Raw genomic sequence first — 21,387 nt, 5'->3', positions numbered from 1 at the left:
CGAGGGGGAGTAACCAGGCCACCCACCGTCAGGTGTTCTCCCCCTTCCCGGCGAGCAACCGCTCCAGCCGGTCGAAGCGTTCGTGCAGGGCGCGGACGGTCTCCTCGCCCAACTCCTGTGCGCCGTGGGCGAGATGGTGGCGGCGGCGCTGTTCGCGGCCGACGAACCAGGTGGCCAGGGCCGCGGTGACCAGGCCGTAGGTGGTGATGCCGACGACCATCACCACCGAGCCGACGACGCGGCCCCACAGTGTCACCGGGTAGAAGTCGCCGTACCCGACCGTCGTCGCCGTCTCGATCGACCACCACAGGGCCCTCGGGTACGTCGTCAGGTTGGCGCCGCGGGCTCCCTGCTCGGCGGCGACCACGGCCCACGAGCCGAGGAGCATCACCACTCCGAGGACCGCCGTCGCCGCACCGGCCGCCTTCAGATGGAGTGAGCGGCCCTCCCGGCCGAGCAGCAACTCGACCGCCCTGGTGAGGAATCCGGGCAGCATGGTCACTCCTTCGCGTCGGGTGGCCGGTCCTCGTCGCCTGCCTGGGGCCAGTGTCGGGGCGGGGGTGGGGGCGGGCATGCCGGACGGGGCGTTCGAGTTGCCGTAAGGCGTGCGGCGTTGTGGGCTGGAGGGCACTGCTGCCTGCTCCGACCGCCCGCCCCGCCAGACGGAGGACCGTGCCATGACAGCGCAACCCCGAGCCGTTCCGGAGACCTTCGCGTTCACCTGCGGTGACTGCGGTCACTCCTGGGAGGCGACCTTCCAGGTCATGTTCTTCACCGATCCGACCGACGCTTCCGGCCTGACCACGCAGGAGTACGTCGACGAGGAGGGCAGGGCCCTCAGGTCGCCCCTTGCGGACGCGGTCTGCCCGAAGTGCGGCGGGCGCACGGTGCATGTGGTGGAGGCCGGGCTCGCCGAACGGGCGCGCCGCGCGGAACACACGCCCCGACCACCGCATGAGCACCATCTGCATCTGCCGCACCGGCATTCCGGGCCGCCGGAGGAACCGAAGGGCGACACCCCCTGAGGCACCTCTCACCCGAACGGCCCCCTGCGCTGGAGGGCCGGGCCGCCCGATGGTGCCCTGAGGGGACTGCCACTCCCCCTGGAGGCCCCGCCATGCACCGTCGCCCGTCCTCCCGCCCCGTCCGTGTCCTCGCCGCGGCCCTGGCCGCGGGCACGCTGCTGAACTGCGCGGCCTGCTCCGGCGACAGCGGTGGTGCGGGCGGTGACAGCGCCTCGGACGTCGCCGCCTCCCCGCTCGCCGCCGAGTCCCCGCTCGCCTCGCCCCGTACCGGGAAGTCCGCCGCCCCCGCCCTCACCGAGGCGGGAGCCAAGGCCGCGCTGATCACCGAAGCCGACCTGGAGGACAACTGGACGCAGGTCAAGGACGCCGCCGGCTGGGGCGACGAACTCCTCATCGGCAAGGTCGACGTCGGTGCCCTCCTCACCGCGAAGACGAACGCCGCCGACTGTCAGGAACTCCTCGACGCGCTCTACGGCGACGATCTCCTCGGCAAGCCGTCCGGCGCGTCCGCGCTGACCGGGTTCGAGCAGAGCGAGTCCCGGCTGCTGTACCAGGTCGCCGCCTACGACCGCGCCCGCCTCGGCGCTTCCCTGAACTGGCTGAAGACGCTGCCGGTGAAGTGCGACCAGTTCACCGCGACCGACTCCAGGGGCGGCCGGCGCACGGTCCAGGTCATCGAGGATCAGGTTCCCGCCGTGGGCGACGCCCGGCAGGGTCTCCAGGTGACCGTCACGAGCACGGGTGCCGGCCAACCCACCACGCTCACCCTGGAGTTGGCGGTCGTCCGGGTCGGCACCGACGCGATCACCGTCACCTCCGGCGGCCTCGGCGGCACGGAGTCCGACACGACCGAGGTCGCCGTGCGGCAGGGCACCTCGCACCTGAAGGACGTCCTGGCCGGCCGGACACCGCCCGCCCAACCCGGCAACCTGGACTGACGGTTCGCCGTCCCCGAAGAAGATTCGCCCCGATCGCCGCGAACCCTTGGGCCGGGTGATCAACCGGCGGCACAATGGCGGGGACGGCAACGCGGGCGACAAGGAGCCAGGACGTGAGTGACAGCGACACCCCGGCAGAGGGACCGACCCGGCTCAACACCGGTGTGGCGCACAACGCTCGCGTGTGGAACTACTGGATCGGCGGCAAGGACCACTACGAGATCGACCAGCGGGTCGGCGAGCACGTGGCCGGCATGTTCCCGGTGATCCGTGAAGTGGCCCGCGCCGACCGGGACTTCCTCGGCCGGGCGGTGCGGTTCCTGGCCGGCGAGCGCGGGGTACGGCAGTTCCTCGACATCGGTAGCGGACTGCCGACGGTCGACAACACGCACGAGATCGCCCAGCGCGTGGCACCGGACGCGCGGATCGTGTACGTCGACAACGACCCGCTGGTGCTGTTCCACGCCCGCACCCTGCTGACGAGCACCCCCGAGGGCGTCACCGACTACATCGACGCGGACGCGCACGACCCGGCGTCGATCGTCCAACGGGCCACGGACACCCTCGACTTCGACCGCCCCATCGCGGTGATGATGCTGGGCATCCTGAACTTCTTCCTCGACACCGAGGAGGCCCGGGAGGTCGTGCGCAGCGTCATGGCCTCGGTCCCCTCGGGCAGTTTCCTGGTCCTCACGCACCCGACCTTCGACGCCGACCTCGGCGGTGCGGGCAACGTCCCGGCGATGGAGTTCTGGAACGAGAACGCCACTCCCCCGATCACCGCCCGCAGCCGCGCCGACGTCGCCGCCTTCTTCGAGGGCCTCGACCTCCTCGACCCCGGCCTGGTGCCGTGCTCCCAGTGGCGCCCGGACTCCGACTCCCCGGCCGTGGTACCGCAGTTCGGAGCGGTGGCCGTGAAACCCTGACGGCGCAGCCGACCGCGCAGGACGCGACCGTGGAGGACGTATGACCACCCTTGCCGACCCACTGCCCGGCGGGCGCCCCGGCGAGGTCGAGCGCGCCACCGCGCTGGCCACGGAGCTGACCGGGCGGGGGGTGCACGGGATCGTCCTGGCCTACGTCGACACCGCGGGCGTGGGCCGGGTGAAGACGGTCCCGACCGCGAAGCTCGCCTCGGCCGCGGCCTGGGGCGTCGGCATGTCCCCGGTGTTCGACACCTTCCTGGCCAACGACTCCATCGTCACCACCGATGTCCTCGGCTCGCCGGACGGCGACCTGCGTCTGTATCCCGACCTCGACCAGCTGGCCGTCCTGTCCGGTCAGCCCGGCTGGGCCTGGGCCCCGGTCGACCGGATCACCCAGGAGGGCGAGCAACACCCCGGCTGCAGCCGCACGTTCCTGCGCCGAGTCGTCACGGACGCGGAGCGGCGGCTCGGGGTCACCTTCCGGGCGGGCATCGAGATCGAGTGGGCCCTCGGCCTCGGCACGGCACCCGACGGCGCGTTCGTCCCCGCCACGACGGGTCCGGCGTACAGCGCGACCCGACAGGTCGAACTGAGCGACTACGGCGCCGAGTTGCTGTCGGCCCTGGCGGCACAGGGTGTGGACGTGGACCAGTTCCATCCCGAGTACGCGGCCGGCCAGTTCGAGCTGTCGGTGGGCGCGCTGGACCCGGTCGCGGCGGCCGACCGCAGTGTCCTGGTACGGCAGACCGTCCGCGCGGTGTCCCAACGGCACGGTCTGCGCGCCTCGTTCACGCCTGCCGTCTTCGCGCAGGGCGTCGGCAACGGCGGGCACATCCATCTCTCCGCCTGGCGCGACGGCGCGAACCTGCACACCGGGGGCGACCGGCGTTACGGCATGACGGCCGAGGCCGAGTCGTTCGCGGCCGGTGTCCTCGCCCGCCTCCCGGCCCTCACCGCCGTCACGGCGCCCAGCCCGGCCAGCTACTTCCGCCTCCAACCCTCCCAGTGGGCAGGGGTGTTCACCGCGTGGGGCCGGGAGACCCGCGAGGCCGCGGTGCGCGTCGTCACCGGTACGGCCGGGCTGCGCGCGCAGGCGGCGAACCTGGAGGTGAAGCCGGTCGACCTGGCCGCCAACCCCTATCTCGCCCTCGGCTGCCTGATCACCGCCGGCCTCGACGGCCTCGCCTCCTCCACCGCCCTGCCCGAGGAGACCACCGGAGACCCCGCACACCTCGGCACGGCGGAGGCAACGGCCCGTGGTGTACGGCGACTTCCGACCTCGCTGGCCGAGTCCGTCGCGGAGTTCCGCAGGGACGAGCTGCTGCGGGCCGCGCTGGGGCCGGTACTCGCCGACGCGGTGATCGCCGTACGAGAGGGTGAGATCGCGGCCGTGGCCGAGCTGGACGACGAGCGGATCGCGGCGGCCTACCGCTGGAAGTACTGACGATGGGCACCGGACCGGTCCACGAGGCGCTCGCCGCCCTGCGGTTGGTGGACCACCACTGCCACGGAGTCGTCACCGAGGAGCTGGACCGGGCGGCCTTCGAGTCGCTGCTCACCGAGGGGGACGTCTGGCCCGGCAGCGGGATCTCCCCGTTCGACAGCCCGGTCGGAATCGCCGTACGCCGTTACTGCGCGCCCCTGTTGGACCTGGAGCGGCACGCGCCCGCCGACGAATACCTCGCCCGGCGCGCCGAGTTGGGGCCGGGCGAGGTCAACCGGCGCTTCCTCGCCGCTGCCGGGACCGGAGTGTTCTGCGTCGACACGGGGTTCACCCCGCACTCCATCACCACGCCCGCCGAACTCGCGCGCGCGGCGGGCGCGGTCGCCCACGAGGTCGTACGGCTCGAAACCGTCGCGGAGGCCGTGGCCGCGCGGGGTGTCGAGCCGGACGGTTATGCCGACGCGTTTCGGGCCGCCGCCCTGGACGCGGTGCGGCGGCCGGGGGTGGTGGGGGTGAAGTCGGTGGCCGCGTACCGGACCGGGTTCGATCTCGACCCGGCCAGGCCCTCGGACGCGGAGGTGACCTGGGCGGCCCGCGCCTGGCTGGCCCGCGGCGGACGCCTCGAAGACCCGGTGCTGATGCGGGAGTTGCTGTGGACCGCGGTCGACCTTGGACTCCCCCTCCAGCTCCACACGGGCTTCGGCGACAACGACATCCGGCTGCACCGCACGGACCCCGCCCTGCTGACGGACTGGCTGCACCTGACCGCCGGCACGATCCCGGTGCTGCTCCTGCACTGCTGGCCGTACCAGCGTCAGGCCGGCTACCTGGCGGCCGTCTTCGAGCGGGTTTACCTGGATGTGGGGCTCACCCTGCATCATGTAGGTCCGGTCCGGGCTCGGGATGTACTGGCGGAGGCGCTGGAGATCACACCGTTCCGCAAACTGCTGTACAGCTCCGACGCCTATGGTCCGGCCGAGTTCTACGGGCTCGGCGCGCTGGCGTTCCGCCGGGGTCTGGGGGATCTTCTCCAGGACCGGGTGGACGCCGACGAACTGGGCCTGCCCGACGCGCTGCGACTGGCGCGCTGGGCCGGAGCGGACAACGCCCGCCGGGTCTACCGGCTATCCGACGGACACTGAAAGTATGATCAAGCAATGTCTGACATGACCGATACCACGCCCGGTTGGCTGTCCGCCGACGACCTCGAACAGGCACGCGCCCGCATGCCGATCCTGTACGTCGAGGCGGTGCCCGTCCGCGTCGACGACAGCGGCGAGGTGACCAGCATCGGCCTGCTGCTGCGCATCGGCCCCGACGGCACCGTGAACCGCACCCTCGTCTCCGGCCGGGTACTGCACCACGAGCGGGTCCGCGACGCCCTGCTGCGCCACCTGGAGAAGGACCTCGGCCCGGTCGCGCTGCCCCGCATCCCGACCTCGCTGCAGCCGTTCACGGTCGCCGAGTACTTCCCGACGCACGGGGTCACCCCGTACCACGACCCCCGGCAGCACGCGGTGTCCCTCGCCTACGTCGTGCCGGTCACCGGTGACTGCCGGCCCCGGCAGGACGCCCTCGACCTGGTCTGGTTCAGCCCCGAGGAGGCCGCCTCGGAGGCGCTGCGGAGCGAGATGCCGGGCGGGCACGGGGTGCTGCTCAAGCAGGCGCTGGCGCACGTGGGCTGCGTGTCCTGACCGGGACGGCTCACCCCGTGACACCTCCTTCCGTGAGGCCCGCGAGGACGCGGCGCTGCAGGACGAGGTAGACGAGGACGAGCGGCAGGCTGGTCAGCACCACATGGGCGAACACCAGGTTCCAGCTGACACCGTGCGTGGACGAGGAGGCGAAGGAGTACAGCGTCAGCGTGGCCGCCTGTGAGCCACGCAGCAGGAACAGGGCGAAGTAGAAGTCGTTCCAGACCGAGATGATCAGCATGACCGCACCGGTGAAGAGCACCGGGGTGAGCACGGGCAGCACGATCCGCCAGTAGATCTGCCACTTGTTCGCCCCGTCCAACTGCGCGGCCTCCTCGAAGTCGTGCGGAAGGGTGCGTACGAAGCCGGTGGCCAGGAAGATCACCACCCCGAGCCGGGTGCCGGCGATCACCAGCATGTAGCCGAGACGCGATCCGTTGAGGCCGAGCTGGGTGAGGACGTAGATCGTCGGGATGATCGCCGGGGGCAGCACGATCGACAGCGCGGACGTGTAGTACGCGAACCGCAGCGTCCGCGAGTCGGAACGGGCGTACGCCCAGGCCGCCATCGAGCCGAGCAGCAGCACGGCGAGGATCGTCGGGACGGCCAGCAGCGCGCTGTTGCGCAGGCCGGTGAGGTACGAGCCCTTGTCGATCACCGTGTGGTAATTGGCGCCCGCGCTCCAGTGCTTGGGCCAGCTCATCGACAGGACGCTCGCATCGCCCTGCGTCTTGAGGGAGTTGACGATCAGCAGCCAGAACGGGACGAGGATCCAGGGGATCGCGAAGAGGGTGAGCCCCACGTATCGGGCAACTCCCCGTGTTCGTACGGCGATCGTGCTCACATCGGCACCTCCCGTCGGCGCAACCAGCTCATCAGCGGGACCGCCGTGACGATCACCATCAGCGTGACGACGAAGCCCAGCGCGCTCGCCGTACCGAAGAAGCTCTGCCCGTACTGCGTGTAGACGGCGACGTTGAGCAGGGTCGTCGCGTCGCCCGGCCCGCCCGCTGTCGTCGAGAACACCACGTCGAGCGCGCTGAACGCGCCGACGAGCGAGACGACCACGTTGAACGTCACCGCCGGTGCCAGCAGCGGGAGTTTGACCGACCAGAAGCGGCGGACCGCCCCGGCGCCGTCGAGGGTCGCCGCCTGGAGGAGCTGTTCCGGGATGCGGTTGAGGCCCGCGATGTAGACGAGGGTGATCAGGCCGCTCAGCTTCCACGCGTCGATGGAGGCGACCGCGAGGAGTGCCGTGGTGTCGTGGCCGAGCCAGGCGTAGTGGAACTCGCCGGGCAGGACGGCCGACAGGAAGGCGTTGAGCGGGCCGTGCGCGTTCAGGACCGCGGCCCAGATGTAGCCCGCGGCCAGCGGTGAGATCAGCACCGGGATGAAGAAGAGGGAGCGGAAGAGGGAGTTGACGCGGTTGGTGCGTTGCAGGGCGGTGGCGAGGGCGAGGCCGATCGTGTTCTGTACGGCCATGGCGGTGAGCGCGTAGATCGCGGTGACCGTGATCGCGTGCTTGAGGATGCCGAGTTGGTTCAGGAGCTTGAAGTTGGCGAGCCCGGTCCAGGTGATCGCGTCGCTGTAGCCGGTCCACTGCACGAACGCGAAGAAGGCGTTGGCGAGGAACGGCAGCACGAAGAAGACGAGGACGAGGGCGATGGACGGGAGTGCGAAGGCGTACGGATGCAGCCGGCGGCGGGGGCGGTTGACGGCCAACGGCGGCTCGTCCGGGGCGGGTTGGCCGACCCGGGCGGCGGTGGGCGGGGACGCGTCGTGCAGTGAGGACGTCATACGTCGGTCACCGGTCCCGCGTCACTGCTTGGCCGCGGCGGCGGCCTGTGTGTAGTAGGTCTGCATCTTGTCGGCCACCTGCTGGGGCGTCTCCTGTCCGGCGAGGAGTTTCTGGGCCTCGGCGCCGAAGCTGCTGAAACCCGGCAGGGGCGAGTTGAAAGAGAGCGTGGCGCCCTTGTCGTAGGCCGACTTGACGTCCTGGAGGAGGCCTTGGAGCTGGGGTGTCGCCGTGCCGGAGAGCGTCGGGATGATCTTCGCCTCCTTGATGTAGTCGGCGTAGCCGGCGCCGGTGATGTAGTCGATGAAGTCGACGGCGGCGCGTTCCTTCTTGGAGTCGCCGGTGCTCGGGACGTAGTACGTGCCCAGTGGGCTCGGCGCGTAGTTGGTGACCGGCTTGGTGGCGGAGACGCCGACGAAGCCGACGGCCGCGTCGACCTTGGCGGTGTCGTTGTTCGCGTCGGAGTTCAACAGGCCGATGGAGTCGGAGTTGTTGGCGACCATCGCGGCCTTGCCGCTGAGGACGGCCTTGAAGGAGTCCTCCCATTTGGCCGTGTTGGCATCGGAGTTGAAGCAGCCCGCCTTGCGGAGCGCGTCGTAGGCCTTGAGGGCGGCGACGAACGGGCCGTTGGAGTCGTTGAGTCGGGCCTTGCCGTCGAGGATCGACTTGTCGTAGGCCTGGTCGGTGTTGGACTCGGCGAGGTAGTTGAAGGCGCTGAGGATCTGCGGGGGCCACTGGGAGCCGCCGGCCTCGAAGATGGGTGTGACGCCCGGCGTCTTCGCCTTGAGGGTCTTGCAGTCGGCGGCCAACTCGGCGTAGGTCTGCGGGGGTTGGAGGCCGGCCTTGGTGAAGACCTGCTTGTTGTAGAAGATGCCGTCGACGGACAGCGAGCCGACGGTGGCCGCGTAGACCTTGCCGCCGACGTTGCCGGAGACGTCCGCGAGCGTGCCCTCCTTCTTCACGAAGGGCAGGGCGCTGAGGTCGATCATGTTCTTGGCGGCGTTGAGGGAGAGCACGTCGACCTGGTTGCCGTGCCATTCCAGGATGTCCGGGCGGGCTCCGGTGGCCCATTTGGTCTGCACGGTGCTCGGGAAGCTGTCGGCGGGGATGTCGACCAGGTCGATCGTGTTGCCGGACTTCTTCTCATAGGCCTTGTACAGGTCCAACAGGGCTGTCGGGTCAGCGGTGTTGTGCCAGAGCGTGAGCGTCACTCCGGTCGGGGCCTTGCCCGAGGTGTCGGCCACCTTGCCGGACTGCGCCGAGTCGTCGCCGTTCGCACAGGCCGAGGCCGTGAGACCGATGACGAGGGCTCCTGCGAGCAGGCCGTGACGCCGTCTGTATCCGTTCATGCCGTGGACTCCCCTTCACTGCGGCTCCGAGAGGGGGGTCACACTGGCACGGGCCGGCTCGGCCCCGTCCATCTCCGGATCGAACGCTTAGCTTTCAACACGTGCACGCACGACCGGAGTTGTGGAAGGGCGGGACCGCTGCCGTGGGTCAGGCGGGTTCGCCCGTGCTGCGCTGGCTGGTGCCGGGCTCACCGGTGTCGCGCCGCCACTCGACGACCAGTTCGTCCTTGGTGCCGAAGCGGACCAGATGCCGGCCAACCACGTCCTCAAGGCGGTCGAGGAACTCGGGCTCCGCCTCCACCGCGAGCAGCAGCGCCCCGTCGGTGGCGGTCAGCGAGCCGGTGCCGTCCTGGAAGACGAGACGGCCCTGACCAGTCTCCTCGTCCCAGCTGGTCTCGCTGCGACGGCCCAGGTGGGAGGCGAGTTGTTTGGCGTAGCGCTGCGGTCGGTCGGTGGCGACGCGGGCTTCCGATCGGGACATGGACGACTCCTGGGTGACGGGGATGCGGAACCACTCGATGGTGCCGGAGAGCCGGGCCGACCGTGCGGATACGCCACCCGTCGTGTGCCGCAACGTATGGATGCCTGCTCGGTCGTCTTCACTTCCTAGACGCGGCCCCTCGGTTTCCGTCATGTTTCCCAAGGGCCGGTTCCGTTCCTCTCCCGTCCCTGTCCGCTCGCTGTGCGCGATCACCAGGAGGACGTATGCGTCTGGCACCGCTACAGGAGTTGAACGCGGACCAGTCCGAGTTCCGCGACCGGCTCATCGCCCAACGCGGCGGTATCCACGGGCCGTTCGAGGTCCTGCTGCGCAGCCCGCACCTCGGCGACCGGATGGAGGCGCTGAGCACGTACTGCATGCGCGACTCGGCGCTCCCGCCGAACCTGCGCGAACTGACCCTCCTCGTCGCCGCCCGCCGCTTCGACGCGCAGCACTCGTGGAACGCCCACCTGGGCAAGGCGGTTGCGGCCGGTCTCGACCCCTCCGCGCTGGACCGGCTGGCCCGCGGCGAGGACCCGCGCTTCGACCGCGCCGACGAGGCGATCCTGCACCGGTTCGCCGTCCAGGCGTTGACGGTCCACTTCGTCGACGACGAGACGTACGCCGCGGCGCTCGCGGAGTTCGGCGAGGCCGCGCTGGTCGATCTGGTGGTCGCACTCGGCACCTTCGCGACGCTCGCCCTGGTCCTCAACACCTTCCAGGTGGACCTTCAGCCCGACCGGGAACCACCGTTCCCGGACGTACACGCCTTCCAGCACATCCGGCCGGACCAGGAGAAACCGTGACCTCGCCCCGCAACGAGCCCGTCTCCTCCGACGCGTCGCAGGAGGCGGGACGGCTACGGGTCGGTGTCGTCAGGACCGACATCACCCCGACCGACCTGACCGGTCTGCACCCCCTGCCCGGCACGTTCTCCGGCGTGCACGACCGGCTGTTCCTGCGCGCCCTGTACCTCAGCGACGGCGAGACCGAAGTCGCCCTGGTCTCGCTGGACTTGATCGAGGCCGGCGACATCACACCGGTGCGCGAGCGCATCGAACGCGAACTCGGCATCCCCATCGACCACATCGTCATCACCGCGACGCACACCCACAACGCCCCTCGCATCGCGGACGTCTCACCCGGCGCGCTGGCCCACGCGGGCGGCCCGGAGTCCTTCGCGTACACGGAGGTCGTCTACGGCCGGATCGTCGCCGCCCTCCGACAGGCAAGGTCGACGGCGCGCCCGGCCCGGTTCGGCGTCGGCACCGGAACCGCCGACGTCAACATCAACCGGGAGGAGTTCGTCGACGGCCGATGGACGCTGGGCCAGAACCCGGCGGGGCCGTCCGACAAGACGGTCTGGGTCCTCAAGTTCGAGAGCCTGGACGGCGATCCGATCGCACTCCTCCTCAACTACGCCGTCCACTCGACGGTGGTGCTCGGCACCGGGGAGGTCAGCGGGGACCTCGCCGGAGCCGCCTGCCGTTACCTGGAGGAGAGTTACGACGGTGATCTGGTCGCCCTGTGGACCGTCGGCGCACTCGGCGACCAGGATCCGCGCGTCAACATCGGGGTGCCGTTCGGCGTCGCCCCCACCGCACGGCAGAAGACCCGCGCCTACGCGGCCATGGAGGCGCAGGGCCTGATCGTCGGCGCCGAGGCGCTGCGTGTCGCGGACGGGATCGGCGAGTTGACGCATGCGGTGCGCATCGGGGCCGGGCAGCGAACGGTGGCGTGTCCGGTGAAGGCCGGCCAGGACGTCATGGAGACGATGAGGCAGGAACTCGTCGACTCCGTGCCGCTGCGTCTGTCCCTCGTCCAGCTCAACGAAGTGGCACTGGTGGGCGTGTCCGGTGAGGTCGTCACCGACATCTACCGCCGGCTGCGGGACGAGTCACCGCTCGCCCGCACCCTGCTGATCTCCATCGCCAACGACCGCATCGGCTACCTCCCCGACGACGCCCGTTACGACCGCCCCGTCCACTCGGTCAACGGCTGCCCGATCGCCCGGGGGCACGCCGAGGACGCCATCGTCGACGGGGTGGTCGGGCTGATCTCCGAGCAGCTGCGGACCGTACGGTGACCCCGGTGCCGCTACGCGCGGGCGCGGGCAAGGCGGTTGTCGATCTGCCGGCCTCGCTCTTCCCCGTGGACGGTTTCACCACCGTCCACGACCCGCTCCACGTACGGGTGCTCGTCGTCGACGACACGGTGACACGGCTCGCCCTCGCGGTGATCGAGCAGACATCGGTCTTCGAGGACCAGATCGCCCGTGCGAGGGAGATTCTGCACGAGGTCTGCGCGGTGGACCCGGCACACGCGCTGATCGTGGCGAGTCACACCTTCTCCGCGCCGCACGTCCAGCCGCCGGGGCGCGCACCGGAGGGCGAGGAGGAGCGGAACGCCCGCCTGAGCGGCGCCGTGGACGACGCGCTGGCGTCGGCCGCGGCCGACGCCGTACGGTCCCTGCGGCCCGCCCGCACCGGCTTCGGGCTCGGCACCTGTCGCGTCAACGTCCAGCGGGACGTGCGTACTTCACACGGCTGGTGGCTCGGCGCCGACGACAGCGGCCCGACCGACAACAGCGTGGGCGTCCTACGGATCGACAGCTCGGACGGCGTGCCCGACCGCCCGATCGCCGTACTGGTGAACCACGCCGTCCAGTCCTCGGTGCTGAACGGCTCGCTGACCCGGTCCGGCGACCGCGAGATCAGCGCCGATCTGGCGGGCGCGACCGCGACCCGCGTCGAACAGCACTACGGCGACGGCACGGTCGCCCTGTTCCTGGTCGGTGCGGCCGGCGACCAGGCCCCCTACCTGACCGCTGTCCGCACCACGGTCGACGAGAACGGTCGACTCCGCCGATCCGACACCCAGGACGCGGGACACACACTGGTCGACCTGCTCGGTGAACGACTCGCCACCGAGGCCATCCGCATCACCGACGGCATCCGCACCACGGGACCGACAGCGCCGCTGCGGGTGGTGCACGGCAGCGTCGAGGTTCCCGCCCAACTCCCCCCGGCGGGTGGCCTGCACACCCTCCGCCCCACGACCCGCTACGACTTCGCTCCGGACGGACTCTCCGAGGCCCCGGTCGTGGTGGCCAGGATCGGCGACACCGTACTCGCGGGACTGCAGGCCGAGTTGAACGCCTGCACCGGCCTCGACCTCAAAGCCGCGTCACCGTTCCCCGCCACCTGTGTGGTCACCATGGTGAACGGTGCCGCCAAGTACATGGCGGACGCCGGGAGTTACGACCGGATCACCTACGAGGCGATGAACTCCCGGTACGCGAAGGGCGCCGCCGAGACCGTCGCGGCGCGGCTGGTGGAGATCCTGCGGTCGCTCTGAAGCCGCTACTGCCGCGCGCGGGCGGCCAGTTCGACGGCGTGGCCGAGGGCGAAGAGGCGATCCAGCCGATCCGGATGGCCGACGAGTTGCAGCCCGAGCGGCATGCCCCGGCCGTCCCGGTGCCCCGGTACGGTCAGCGCCGGCAGACCGAGAACCTGCCACGGCCTGCTCAGGACGGGTGAGCCGGTGACCGTCAGCCCGTGCGGTGCGGACCCGAGAGCGGCCGGACCCAGGATCGCGTCCACTTCGGTCAGCAGCGTCAGCATCTCGGCGCGCTCCCTCCGCGCGATGGAGAGAGCGCGTCGGTAGTCCGCGTCCGTGACGGCCCGGCCCTGTGCCAGAAGTTCGTTGAGAGGTGTGCTCAGCCGTTCGGGGCTCGCGCCTTCGGTGGCCAGCGTGCGGGCGGCCTCGTACGCCATGACCGTCGTCTGGGCCTCGACGAGCCGTGGTGTGAGGGCGGGCAGATCGACATCCACGAGCACCGCGCCGCGGGCCACCGCATGCTCGGCGCTCCACGCCAGGGCCTGCCTCATGTCCGGTGCGATGTCGCCGAGTTCAGCGCCCGACCACACGGCCAGCCGGGGCCGGGACGGCGGTTCGACGGGGTCGGCAGGCATGCTCGGTTCCGTCAACGCCCCATGGACGAGCCGGAGATCGGCGACAGTGGGAGTGAGCAGTCCGACCGCGTCGAGGCTCGGGGCCAGCGCCTGGAACCCCGCGGTGTCGAGGGGTCCCCCGGCCGGGAAGACGAACCCCGCGACTCCGCAGTACGCGGCCGGCCGCGTCAGCGAACCCGCGGTCTGGCTGCCGAGCGCGAGGGGCACCACACCGGCGGCCACGGCGGCGGCGGAACCGCTCGACGAACCGCCGGGCGTGTGCGCCGGGTTGTGTGGATTCCTGGTCGGTCCCGGCGAGAAGTAGGCGAACTCCGTGGTCACCGTCTTGCCCAGGGGAATCGCCCCGAGCCGTCTCAGCCGGGCCACCACGGGCGCGTCGGCGACGGCGGCCCGACCACCCTGCCGTAGCGCCGAGCCGCACCCGGTGGGCAGGCCGCGCAGGTCGATGATGTCCTTCACCCCGAACGGAACTCCCCGCAGGAGACCGGTGGTTGGCGTGGCATCGAGTTCACTGGCGGCCTGTGCGGCGCCGTCCCGATCGACCCGTACCCACGCGTGTACGTCAGGCTCGGTCAGGTCGAGGCGTTCCAGCGCCCCGGCGATCACCTGGCTCGCGTCGAGTTCGCCCGCGGTGATGCCGTCCACCAGGGCGGACAGGGTCGTGTCGTGCGTCATCGGGTGTCGCCTCCTTCTGCTGCTCGCTTTCAGGCCGACCCGCGCTCGATCACCCGTCCCGGCGTCCTGGTGAGCCCGCCCGTGCCGAGGCCGAGCGCGACGCGTGCGGCGAGCCGGCCGTGGGCCTCGGCGTCGATGTGGATGGTGGTGAGCGCGGGGGTGACCAGGGCGCCGTACTCGGTGTCGTCGTAGCCGATGACGGCCACGTCGGAGGGGACGCTCAGCCCCAGGTCGAGCAGGGCGGTCAGGGTGCGCAGAGCGATGTCGTCGTCGAAGGCGGCGACCGCCGTCACCTCGTCGTGCGCGGCGAGGAACGCCCTGACGGCCGCGGTTCCGGCCTCTCTCGGCCGGGGCACGGCGAACGGGACCAGCGGAGGCAGTCCGAGCCGGTCCGTGGTCGCGCGGGCGAAGCGCAGGCGCAGTTCGGTCAGCGGCGTGTCGTCGCCGGGCAGGGCCATCGCCATGCGGGTGTGGCCGCGGCCCGCCAAGTAGCCGATCTGCAGGGCGGCATGGGCGGCGAAGCCGTTCTTCCAGTCCTCCTCGTCGGGCTCGTGGCCGCTCAAGTAGGGCTCGGCGAACCGGAGTACGGCGCGGGGCGCGATGGTGTCGAGGATCTGCTGCGTCGAGTGCGGCGCCGAGTGGCCGTGCCGTACGAGCAACACATGGTCGTGCGCGGCGAGTTCGTCGTCCAGGCCACGGACGTAACTGCGCGAGTAGTTGCCCTCAAGACCCCAGTCGATGTTCAGCACGACGATCCGCGAGGAGCCCTCCCGCAGGGCCCGCGCGATCCCGTGCGGGACATAGCCGAGGTCACGCGCCGCGCCCTTCACCCGCTCGCGGGTCGCCGCCGAGATCGTCTGGTTGGGATCGTCGTTCAGGACGAAACTGACGGTGGCCCGCGACACCCCGCTCGCCGCGGCGACATCGTTCAGCGTCACCCGCCGGGCACCGCCCATCACCACTCCCCGCTGCCGTCCGCCGTACCGCCGGCGGACGCCCTGCCACTGCCGAAACCTCGCATGTGCGCACCTTAATCCAGCCCACCCTCTGTCGTACGCGAGCCGCTTCGGTGTCGGGACAAGCGCGAGGATCGTGCGCAAGTACGGGTTCTCGATCAGCCTCTTCTGTACGTCAGTTCTTGCCCTTGGTGACGACCCACTTGCGGCCCACCCAGTTGCCGACCGTCTCGTAGCCGGAGCGGAAGGAGCCGAGCCACCTGAGCTTCAGGTCGGCCTCGGCGGTGGACTTGACGGGGGTGTAGCTGCTCGCGTCGGTGGCCGGGCCGCCGGTGGTGTTCTTGGCGTAGTACGGGAAGGGGTAGACCGGGCGGGAGGCGGTGGTGTTGCCGCTGCTGTCGACCGACTTGGTCGTCAGGCTCGCCGGGGCGTCGCCCTTGGTGACCCAGTCGGTGATCGCGGTGAGCGCGTCGAAGGTGTCCGGGCCCTGGCCGCCGCCGCAGTGCGCGACGCCGGGGAGCAGGAACAGCCGGGCGAAGCTCTTGGTGGCCGCCTCGCCGCCCATGACCTTCTCAACCGCCTTGTAGTAGGCCATCGTTCCGACGGCCGGGATGTGCTGGTCGCCGAGCCCGTGCCAGAGGACGAGTTTGCCGCCGGCCTTCTTGAACGCGGTGAGGTCGGGGTCGGTGGCGTCGTACATGCCCTCGTTGGGCCGCATCACCTTGTCGTAGTAGGCGGCCGTGAACTTGATGTCCTTGTAGGTCAGGGCGGGTTGGGGGCTGTCGAAGATCTGGTAGCGCAGGGTCTCCCGGACGAAGCTGATGTCGCCGCTGGCGCCGGTCGCGGTGGCCGGGGTGATGATGCCGGCCCAGTTCAGCTCGGAGCCGCGCAACTGGTAGCCCGGGTAGAGGAGTTCGCCGTGTTCGTCGGTCGGTCCGGCGTAGATGCGGCGGAGGGTGGTGACCTGGTCGGCGGTCAGGCAGTAGGCGTCCGACGTCGAGGTCTGGCCGGACTCGCACTGGATGCTGCCCGGGTCCCAGGTGCAGCTGAGCGGGTCGGCGATGATGCCGTCGGCGGGGGCGCCGCAGCCCTTGAGGACGGCCTTGTGGAGGTCGGCGAGGTCGGCGTTGGTGATCGTCGCCGGACCGCCGTCGAGGTACACGGACTGGGCGGTCCAGGCGTGCGAGAAGGTGTTCAGCGCGGTGAAGTTGTTGGCCGGGGCGCCGGCGATGATCCCGTCGAAGTCGGTCGGATAGCGCTGGGCCTCGGTGAGGGCCTGGTGGCCGCCCTGCGAGCAGCCGTCGAAGTAGGAGTGGGTGGCTGCCTGGCCGTAGTACTGCTTGATGACGGCCTTGGCCGCCTGGACCAGTTCGTGGTCGGACTTGTAGCCGAAGTCGGCGCTCAGGGTGGGGTCGGTGGAGAAGAGGCCGCCGCCCTGGTAGTGGCCCTCGTCGCTGGAGGCGACGGCGAAGGCGCCGGTGGTCAGCGGGACGCAGCCGGCGGAAGCGGGGGCGCTGGTCACGTTGACGTTGCCGCACAGGCCGCCGCAGCCGACCTGGAGGTAGTTGGCCTGCCAGCCGGTCTCGGGCAGCTTGATCTCGAAGTGGAGTTGCGGGGCGATGACGCCCTTGACGTCACAAGCGGCCCAGCTGCCAAGGGTGTTGGCGCTCGCGGCGAGTTCGGTGGCCGAGGTGATCTCGAAGGGCACACCCGGGACGGCGGCGGCCAGGTCGAGTTGGGCGATGCCGGAGCAGGACATGGCCGGTGCGATGCCCGCGGTCGTGGTGTTCGCCGAAACGGCGTTCGCGGAGGCCGAGTTGGCGGCCCGCGCACTGCCGGTCGTGCTGTTGGCCAGCGCCACGCCCGCTCCGGTCACCAGCGCGACGGCCGCGGCGAGGGTCGCCATGAAGCCGGCCGAGTTCCACCGACACCATCTGAACAGCTTGGGCATGCTGAGTACTCCGTTCGCTCGCCGGACCGGGGTCGTGCAGGCACGGCGAGGAACGTAGCTCTCCGGTAATCCGCAGGCAATAGCGTCGACTCTATTGTTGACGATTTCGTCGGAGACTCTGGCGTGATATCGCTGACCAGGCCCGGAGCCCACGCAGGCCGCAACGTTAGCTTTCGCGCGCTGCCGCTCAAGTCGAAGGCCGTTCACCCGGTGACGGGCGAACGGCCTTCGGCGTCAGGTCACTTCAGGTCTGTTCAGGAGTCCTGTGCGTATTCCGCAGCCGCGTCCAGCAGCCAGTCCGTCAGATACCCGGCGAAGGACGAACGCACCAACACCCAGAATCCCGCGCCGGGTTCGTCCCGGGCGACCAGCACGACCTGGGTGCGGGCCAGCGTCGTCTGGGCGCAGCGTCCGGGGCCGAAGGCACGCGGGTGCAGGTCCAGCGGGCAGCCGTGCGCGAGCAGGTCGCGGGCGCGGGCGCCGGAGACGAGGAGGGTGGTGCGCTGGGCCGAGACATCGGTGACGGCGATGTGTTCGTCACCTGCCGCCGCCCGAATCCGGTCCTCCACGTCCCTCTGGGTGTCCGGCGGTCCCACCACTAGCCACTCGTCGGGACCGAGCCACAGTGCGGTCAACTCCCCGGCCCGCACAACGGTGTTGGGCTCCACGGGAAGTGACAGACCGAGCGCGAGTCCTACGGCGTCCGCCGCCGCGCCCTTTCCGTCGAGCCGGACGTTCACCTGGGCCAGGAAGGGCAGTTCGGCCAGCCGGACCGTGCCGCCGGAGGAGCGGGTCGTGGCGGCCAGCCGGCCTGCGGCACCCGCGAGGGGGCTGCGGCGCGGCACGGAAAGGACGGTGTCAGCCATCGCGGCGGGCTCCTTCGGGGTCGTAGAGGACGGGGCTTGCGACGGTGACCGGGATCAGCCGGTCGCCCACCGGGGCGTAGAGGCGTTCGCCGATGCGGTCCCGGCCGCCCTTGATCAGGGCGAGGGCGAAGGTGCGGCCGAGGGCGGCGCTGCGGTAGCTGGAGGTGACATGGCCGAGCATCGGGACGGGCGGGGCGGGCAGCACGCTGTCCGTGATCAGTTGGGTGCCCTCGGGGAGGAAGGCGGCGGGATCGTCGGGGAGGAGGCCGACCAGGTGCTTGCGGTCGGGGCGGACGGCGTCGGCGCGGGCGAAGGAGCGTTTGCCGATGAAGTCGGGCTTCTTCTTCGACACCGCCCAACTCATGCCCAGGTCCTGGGGGGTTACGGTCCCGTCGGTGTCCTGGCCGATGATCGGGTAGCCCTTCTCGGCGCGCAGGACGTGCATGGTCTCGGTGCCGTACGGGGTGATGCCGAAGGGGGCGCCTGCCTCGTACAAGGCCTCCCACAGGGCGAGGGCCTCCCACGGTGACACGTTGATCTCATAGGCGAGTTCGCCGGAGAAGCTGATCCGGCACACCCTTGCCTCGATGCCCGCGACGGTGGTGTCCCGCCAGGCCATGAACGGGAAGTCGTCGTTGCCGACGGCCAGTTGGGGCGCGAGCGAGCCGAGAACCTCGCGGGAGCGGGGGCCGACCAGGGCGACGGTCGCCCACTGCTCGGTCACCGAGGCGCAGTGGACGCGGAGTTCGGGCCACTCGGTCTGGTGCCACTCCTCCATCCAGTCGAGTACGGCGGCGGCGTTGCCCGTGGTCGTGGTGACCAGGTAGCGGTCCGGTGCGAGGCGGATGGCGGTGCCGTCGTCGAAGACCATGCCGTCCGGGCGGCACATGACGCCGTAGCGGATCATGCCGACCTTCAGGTTGCTCATCATGTTGGTGTAGAGCCGGTCGAGGAAGACGGGTGCGTCCGGGCCCTGTACGTCGATCTTGCCGAGCGTGGAACCGTCCATGAACGCGACGCCCTCGCGTGCCGCCGCGCACTCGCGCAGCACGGCGCTCTCCATGTCCTCGCCGTCCTGCGGGTAGTACCAAGGCCGTTTCCACTGGCCGACGTTCTCGAACAGGGCGCCCTGCATGACATGCCAGTCGTGCAGCGCGGTGGTACGGATCGGGTCGTGCAGCGCGCCCCGGTCGCGGCCCGCGAGGGTGGCGAAGGAGACGGGCGTGTAGGGCGGGCGGAATGTCGTCGTGCCGAGCAACGACACGTCCACGCCCAGGAGTTCGGCGACCACTCCGCTCGCCAGGACGCCTGACGTCTTGCCCTGGTCGTTGGCCGTACCGGCCGTCGTGTAGCGCTTGGTGTGCTCGACCGAGTTGAGGCCGGCGCCGATGGCGCGGGTCAAGTCGGCCACGGTGACGTCGCGTTGGAGGTCGACGAAGCGGGGGGCGTCGGTGGCGGAGGGGACGAGGAAGACCTGCATGGCGGGTGTGTGCGGTTCGGCCGCCGGCTCGGGGAGGTGGGGCGGCTCGGCGGTGTAGCCCTCGGCCTCGATCGCGCGGGCGCCCGCGGCTGCGCCCTGCGCGAGGGCTCCGGCCAGGTTGAGCACGCCGTTCGCGCTGCCCGCGACCTCGACCGCCTGTCGGCAGGTGTCGGGGACGAAGGAGCCGAAGGTGTCGTCGTAGCGCAGTTTGCCGCCTGCCTGGCTGAAGAGGTGGGCGACGGGGTTCCAGCCGCCGGACACCAGGAGGAGCTCGGTCGCGAAGTGCCGGGTCGCGCCCGTGGTTTCGCCATACGGGGCGACGGTCACGGCGGTGATTCGCGAGGCGCCCTCGGTGCCGACGACGGCGTGCCCGGTCAGCACCTCGATACCGGCCTCGCGGGCTCGGCGCGCCCACTCGCCCGGTTCGGACGGACGGGTGTCCACGATCGCGGCGATGTGGATTCCAGCCCTCGCGAGGTCCAACGCGGCTGCGTACGCACTGTCGTTGGTCGTGAAGACGACGGCCTGGCGGCCGGGCAGGACGCCGTGGCGGTTGACGTAGGCGCGGGCCGAGGCGGCGAGCATCACTCCGGGGCGATCGTTGTCCGCGAAGGCAAGTGAGCGCTCGTGGGCACCTGTTGCGAGGACGACTCGGCGGGCCCGGATGCGCCAGACGCGCTCCCTGGAGACGTGGGTGGGGGCCGCGGCGCCGAGGTGGTTGGTGCGGCGTTCGACGGCGAGGAGGTGGTTGTCGTCGTAGTGGCCGAAGACGGTGGTGCGGCGGAGTACGCGCACGTCGGGTGCGGTGGCGAGCTCGTCGCTCAACTCGGCTACCCAGTCGAGGAGTTGGGCGGTGTCCAGCAGGCTGCCGCCCAGCTCTGGGCGGTCGTCGGCGAGGATGACTCGGGCTCCGCTGCGGGCGGCTGCAGCGGCGGCTGCGAGACCGGCCGGGCCCGCGCCTACGACGAGCAGATCGCAGTGGGTGTGGACGGCGTCGTAGCGGGCCGGGTCCGGTTCGGTGGCGAGGCGGCCCTGGCCGGGGAGGCTGGTCGCGACCAGGCCGTCGTAGAGCTCGATCGTTGTCGCGGGGAGCATCGGCTCGGGGAAGGGGGCCTCGATCTGGATGACGGCGTTGGGTTCTTCGACTCCGGCGGTGAAGATGCCTCGGGGGCGGCCGAGTTTGATGCTGGTGCCGGTCTGGATGACGCCGTTGGCCAGGAGGGCGGAGGCTAGGGTGTCGCCCTTGTAGCCCTGGTATTCGGTGCCGTCGAAGGTGAAGGTGAGGGGGGTGTCGCGGTGGATTCGGCCTCGGGTGGGGTGGCGGAACGGATGACCCGCGGCAGAGCCGCTGATGGATGCAGCGCCCCCGCCGCCCCTACCCGTCCCGTCCTCCAGGGGCTCTGCCCCTTCGACCCCGCCCCCAGGGGGCTCCGCCCCCTGGACCCCCGTCGGCCCCGAAAGGGCCTCGTCCTCAAACGCCGGACGGGCTGAATTTGCCGACCCTCGCTGAACAGTGGACGCCGGACGGGCTGGTACGACCGGCCTTGGCTGAATGGTGGCCGGTCGCTCCTCCCCCGCCCGATACACCGTCAGGATCTCGTTCGTCGAGGTGTCCCGCACCGCGTTGAACCAGCGGCGGCAGCCCGCCGCGTGGCTCCACCGTTCCGCGAACGGGCCCTTGGGGTTGTCTCGGAAGAACAGGAAGCGCGCCCACTCCTCGTCGGTCAGGTCGGCCTGGTTCTCCGGGTAGGCCACATGGGCCTGGCCGCCGTAGTGGAACTCGGCTTCGTCGCGGGGCCCGCACCAGGGGCAGGGGATCAGCAGCATGGTTGG

The 21,387-nt window shown here is 70.7% G+C and carries 19 protein-coding genes; 9 read left to right on the top strand and 10 right to left on the bottom strand.

The genetic code is table 11. The features are described from left to right. Positions 1–28: 28 nt before the first annotated feature. The gene (locus R6V09_RS02240; protein WP_317879610.1) at positions 29–496 is read right to left on the bottom strand and encodes an ion channel; all 468 of its coding nucleotides are present in this window, start codon (positions 494–496) and stop codon (positions 29–31) included. 181 nt (positions 497–677) lie between these two features. Between R6V09_RS02240 and R6V09_RS02235 the strand changes: the two genes are divergently transcribed. The 6 genes from R6V09_RS02235 to R6V09_RS02210 all read left to right on the top strand — a co-directional run bounded on the left by R6V09_RS02235 (position 678) and on the right by R6V09_RS02210 (position 6,027). Continuing rightward, positions 678–1,025, top strand: coding sequence for a hypothetical protein (locus tag R6V09_RS02235; protein WP_317879609.1), 348 nt, complete (start codon positions 678–680; stop codon positions 1,023–1,025). 92 nt (positions 1,026–1,117) lie between these two features. Beyond that, positions 1,118–1,963, top strand: coding sequence for a hypothetical protein (locus R6V09_RS02230; protein ID WP_317879608.1), 846 nt, complete (start codon positions 1,118–1,120; stop codon positions 1,961–1,963). A gap of 113 nt (positions 1,964–2,076) precedes the next feature. Then, complete coding sequence (locus R6V09_RS02225) at positions 2,077–2,889, top strand: SAM-dependent methyltransferase (protein WP_317879607.1); 813 nt, start codon at positions 2,077–2,079, stop codon at positions 2,887–2,889. Between the two features lie 40 nt (positions 2,890–2,929). Beyond that, the gene (locus R6V09_RS02220) at positions 2,930–4,333 is read left to right on the top strand and encodes a glutamine synthetase family protein (protein WP_317879606.1); all 1,404 of its coding nucleotides are present in this window, start codon (positions 2,930–2,932) and stop codon (positions 4,331–4,333) included. Between the two features lie 2 nt (positions 4,334–4,335). Next, complete coding sequence (locus R6V09_RS02215; protein WP_317879605.1) at positions 4,336–5,475, top strand: amidohydrolase family protein; 1,140 nt, start codon at positions 4,336–4,338, stop codon at positions 5,473–5,475. A 24-nt stretch (positions 5,476–5,499) separates the two neighbouring features. Beyond that, positions 5,500–6,027 (top strand): NUDIX hydrolase family protein, encoded by a 528-nt coding sequence (locus R6V09_RS02210; protein WP_019070873.1) that lies wholly within the window; start codon positions 5,500–5,502, stop codon positions 6,025–6,027. 10 nt (positions 6,028–6,037) lie between these two features. Here the strand turns inward: R6V09_RS02210 and R6V09_RS02205 are convergent, their stop codons facing one another. The 4 genes from R6V09_RS02205 to R6V09_RS02190 form a co-directional block, all read right to left on the bottom strand. Next, positions 6,038–6,871, bottom strand: a complete 834-nt coding sequence (locus R6V09_RS02205; protein WP_317879604.1) for a carbohydrate ABC transporter permease — start codon at positions 6,869–6,871, stop codon at positions 6,038–6,040. Continuing rightward, complete coding sequence (locus R6V09_RS02200; RefSeq protein WP_317879603.1) at positions 6,868–7,824, bottom strand: carbohydrate ABC transporter permease; 957 nt, start codon at positions 7,822–7,824, stop codon at positions 6,868–6,870. Before R6V09_RS02200 ends, R6V09_RS02205 begins: the two co-directional genes overlap by 4 nt. 21 nt (positions 7,825–7,845) lie before the next feature. Continuing rightward, on the bottom strand, positions 7,846–9,171 hold the full coding sequence (locus R6V09_RS02195; protein WP_317879602.1) for an ABC transporter substrate-binding protein: 1,326 nt from the start codon (positions 9,169–9,171) through the stop codon (positions 7,846–7,848). Between the two features lie 148 nt (positions 9,172–9,319). Beyond that, entirely contained in the window at positions 9,320–9,652 is a 333-nt protein-coding gene (locus tag R6V09_RS02190) for a DUF2218 domain-containing protein (protein ID WP_317879601.1), read from the bottom strand. A gap of 224 nt (positions 9,653–9,876) precedes the next feature. On the opposite strand from R6V09_RS02190, the gene R6V09_RS02185 reads away from it, so the two are divergent. The 3 genes from R6V09_RS02185 to R6V09_RS02175 are packed head-to-tail and all read left to right on the top strand — an operon-like array spanning position 9,877 to position 13,009. Then, on the top strand, positions 9,877–10,458 hold the full coding sequence (locus R6V09_RS02185) for a carboxymuconolactone decarboxylase family protein (RefSeq protein ID WP_317879600.1): 582 nt from the start codon (positions 9,877–9,879) through the stop codon (positions 10,456–10,458). After that, complete coding sequence (locus R6V09_RS02180; protein ID WP_317879599.1) at positions 10,455–11,738, top strand: neutral/alkaline non-lysosomal ceramidase N-terminal domain-containing protein; 1,284 nt, start codon at positions 10,455–10,457, stop codon at positions 11,736–11,738. The genes R6V09_RS02185 and R6V09_RS02180 overlap by 4 nt, the downstream gene beginning before the upstream one ends. Positions 11,739–11,743: 5 nt before the next feature. After that, positions 11,744–13,009: a hypothetical protein gene (locus R6V09_RS02175; protein ID WP_317879598.1), complete on the top strand. Its 1,266-nt coding sequence runs from the start codon at positions 11,744–11,746 to the stop codon at positions 13,007–13,009. Positions 13,010–13,014: 5 nt separating this feature from the next. Here the strand turns inward: R6V09_RS02175 and R6V09_RS02170 are convergent, their stop codons facing one another. From R6V09_RS02170 to R6V09_RS02150, 5 genes are all read right to left on the bottom strand, one after another. Continuing rightward, entirely contained in the window at positions 13,015–14,301 is a 1,287-nt protein-coding gene (locus tag R6V09_RS02170; RefSeq protein ID WP_317879597.1) for an amidase, read from the bottom strand. Between the two features lie 29 nt (positions 14,302–14,330). Next, the gene (locus R6V09_RS02165; protein ID WP_317879596.1) at positions 14,331–15,257 is read right to left on the bottom strand and encodes a LacI family DNA-binding transcriptional regulator; all 927 of its coding nucleotides are present in this window, start codon (positions 15,255–15,257) and stop codon (positions 14,331–14,333) included. Positions 15,258–15,432: 175 nt separating this feature from the next. Beyond that, positions 15,433–17,208, bottom strand: coding sequence for a tannase/feruloyl esterase family alpha/beta hydrolase (locus tag R6V09_RS02160; protein ID WP_317879595.1), 1,776 nt, complete (start codon positions 17,206–17,208; stop codon positions 15,433–15,435). Positions 17,209–17,462: 254 nt separating this feature from the next. Then, positions 17,463–18,074 carry a sarcosine oxidase subunit gamma gene (locus R6V09_RS02155; RefSeq protein WP_317879594.1) on the bottom strand — a complete coding sequence of 204 codons (612 nt, stop codon included), beginning with the start codon at positions 18,072–18,074 and terminating at the stop codon, positions 17,463–17,465. Then, positions 18,067–21,381 (bottom strand): sarcosine oxidase subunit delta family protein, encoded by a 3,315-nt coding sequence (locus R6V09_RS02150; protein ID WP_317879593.1) that lies wholly within the window; start codon positions 21,379–21,381, stop codon positions 18,067–18,069. Before R6V09_RS02150 ends, R6V09_RS02155 begins: the two co-directional genes overlap by 8 nt. Positions 21,382–21,387: the final 6 nt, after the last annotated feature.

Source organism: Streptomyces sp. W16, assembly GCF_033194735.1.
In the GTDB taxonomy this organism is placed as follows: Bacteria; Actinomycetota; Actinomycetes; order Streptomycetales; family Streptomycetaceae; genus Streptomyces.
This window is presented reverse-complemented; position numbering and strand designations above follow the sequence as displayed.

Coding starts and splice junctions, on each gene's coding strand:
- R6V09_RS02240 (WP_317879610.1), bottom strand. CDS start 496: ATGCTGCCCGGATTCCTCACCAGGGCGGTCGAGTTGCTGCTCGGCCGG.
- R6V09_RS02235 (WP_317879609.1), top strand. CDS start 678: ATGACAGCGCAACCCCGAGCCGTTCCGGAGACCTTCGCGTTCACCTGC.
- R6V09_RS02230 (WP_317879608.1), top strand. CDS start 1,118: ATGCACCGTCGCCCGTCCTCCCGCCCCGTCCGTGTCCTCGCCGCGGCC.
- R6V09_RS02220 (WP_317879606.1), top strand. CDS start 2,930: ATGACCACCCTTGCCGACCCACTGCCCGGCGGGCGCCCCGGCGAGGTC.
- R6V09_RS02215 (WP_317879605.1), top strand. CDS start 4,336: ATGGGCACCGGACCGGTCCACGAGGCGCTCGCCGCCCTGCGGTTGGTG.
- R6V09_RS02210 (WP_019070873.1), top strand. CDS start 5,500: ATGACCGATACCACGCCCGGTTGGCTGTCCGCCGACGACCTCGAACAG.
- R6V09_RS02200 (WP_317879603.1), bottom strand. CDS start 7,824: ATGACGTCCTCACTGCACGACGCGTCCCCGCCCACCGCCGCCCGGGTC.
- R6V09_RS02195 (WP_317879602.1), bottom strand. CDS start 9,171: ATGAACGGATACAGACGGCGTCACGGCCTGCTCGCAGGAGCCCTCGTC.
- R6V09_RS02190 (WP_317879601.1), bottom strand. CDS start 9,652: ATGTCCCGATCGGAAGCCCGCGTCGCCACCGACCGACCGCAGCGCTAC.
- R6V09_RS02185 (WP_317879600.1), top strand. CDS start 9,877: ATGCGTCTGGCACCGCTACAGGAGTTGAACGCGGACCAGTCCGAGTTC.
- R6V09_RS02170 (WP_317879597.1), bottom strand. CDS start 14,301: ATGACGCACGACACGACCCTGTCCGCCCTGGTGGACGGCATCACCGCG.
- R6V09_RS02165 (WP_317879596.1), bottom strand. CDS start 15,257: ATGGGCGGTGCCCGGCGGGTGACGCTGAACGATGTCGCCGCGGCGAGC.
- R6V09_RS02160 (WP_317879595.1), bottom strand. CDS start 17,208: ATGCCCAAGCTGTTCAGATGGTGTCGGTGGAACTCGGCCGGCTTCATG.
- R6V09_RS02155 (WP_317879594.1), bottom strand. CDS start 18,074: ATGGCTGACACCGTCCTTTCCGTGCCGCGCCGCAGCCCCCTCGCGGGT.
- R6V09_RS02150 (WP_317879593.1), bottom strand. CDS start 21,381: ATGCTGCTGATCCCCTGCCCCTGGTGCGGGCCCCGCGACGAAGCCGAG.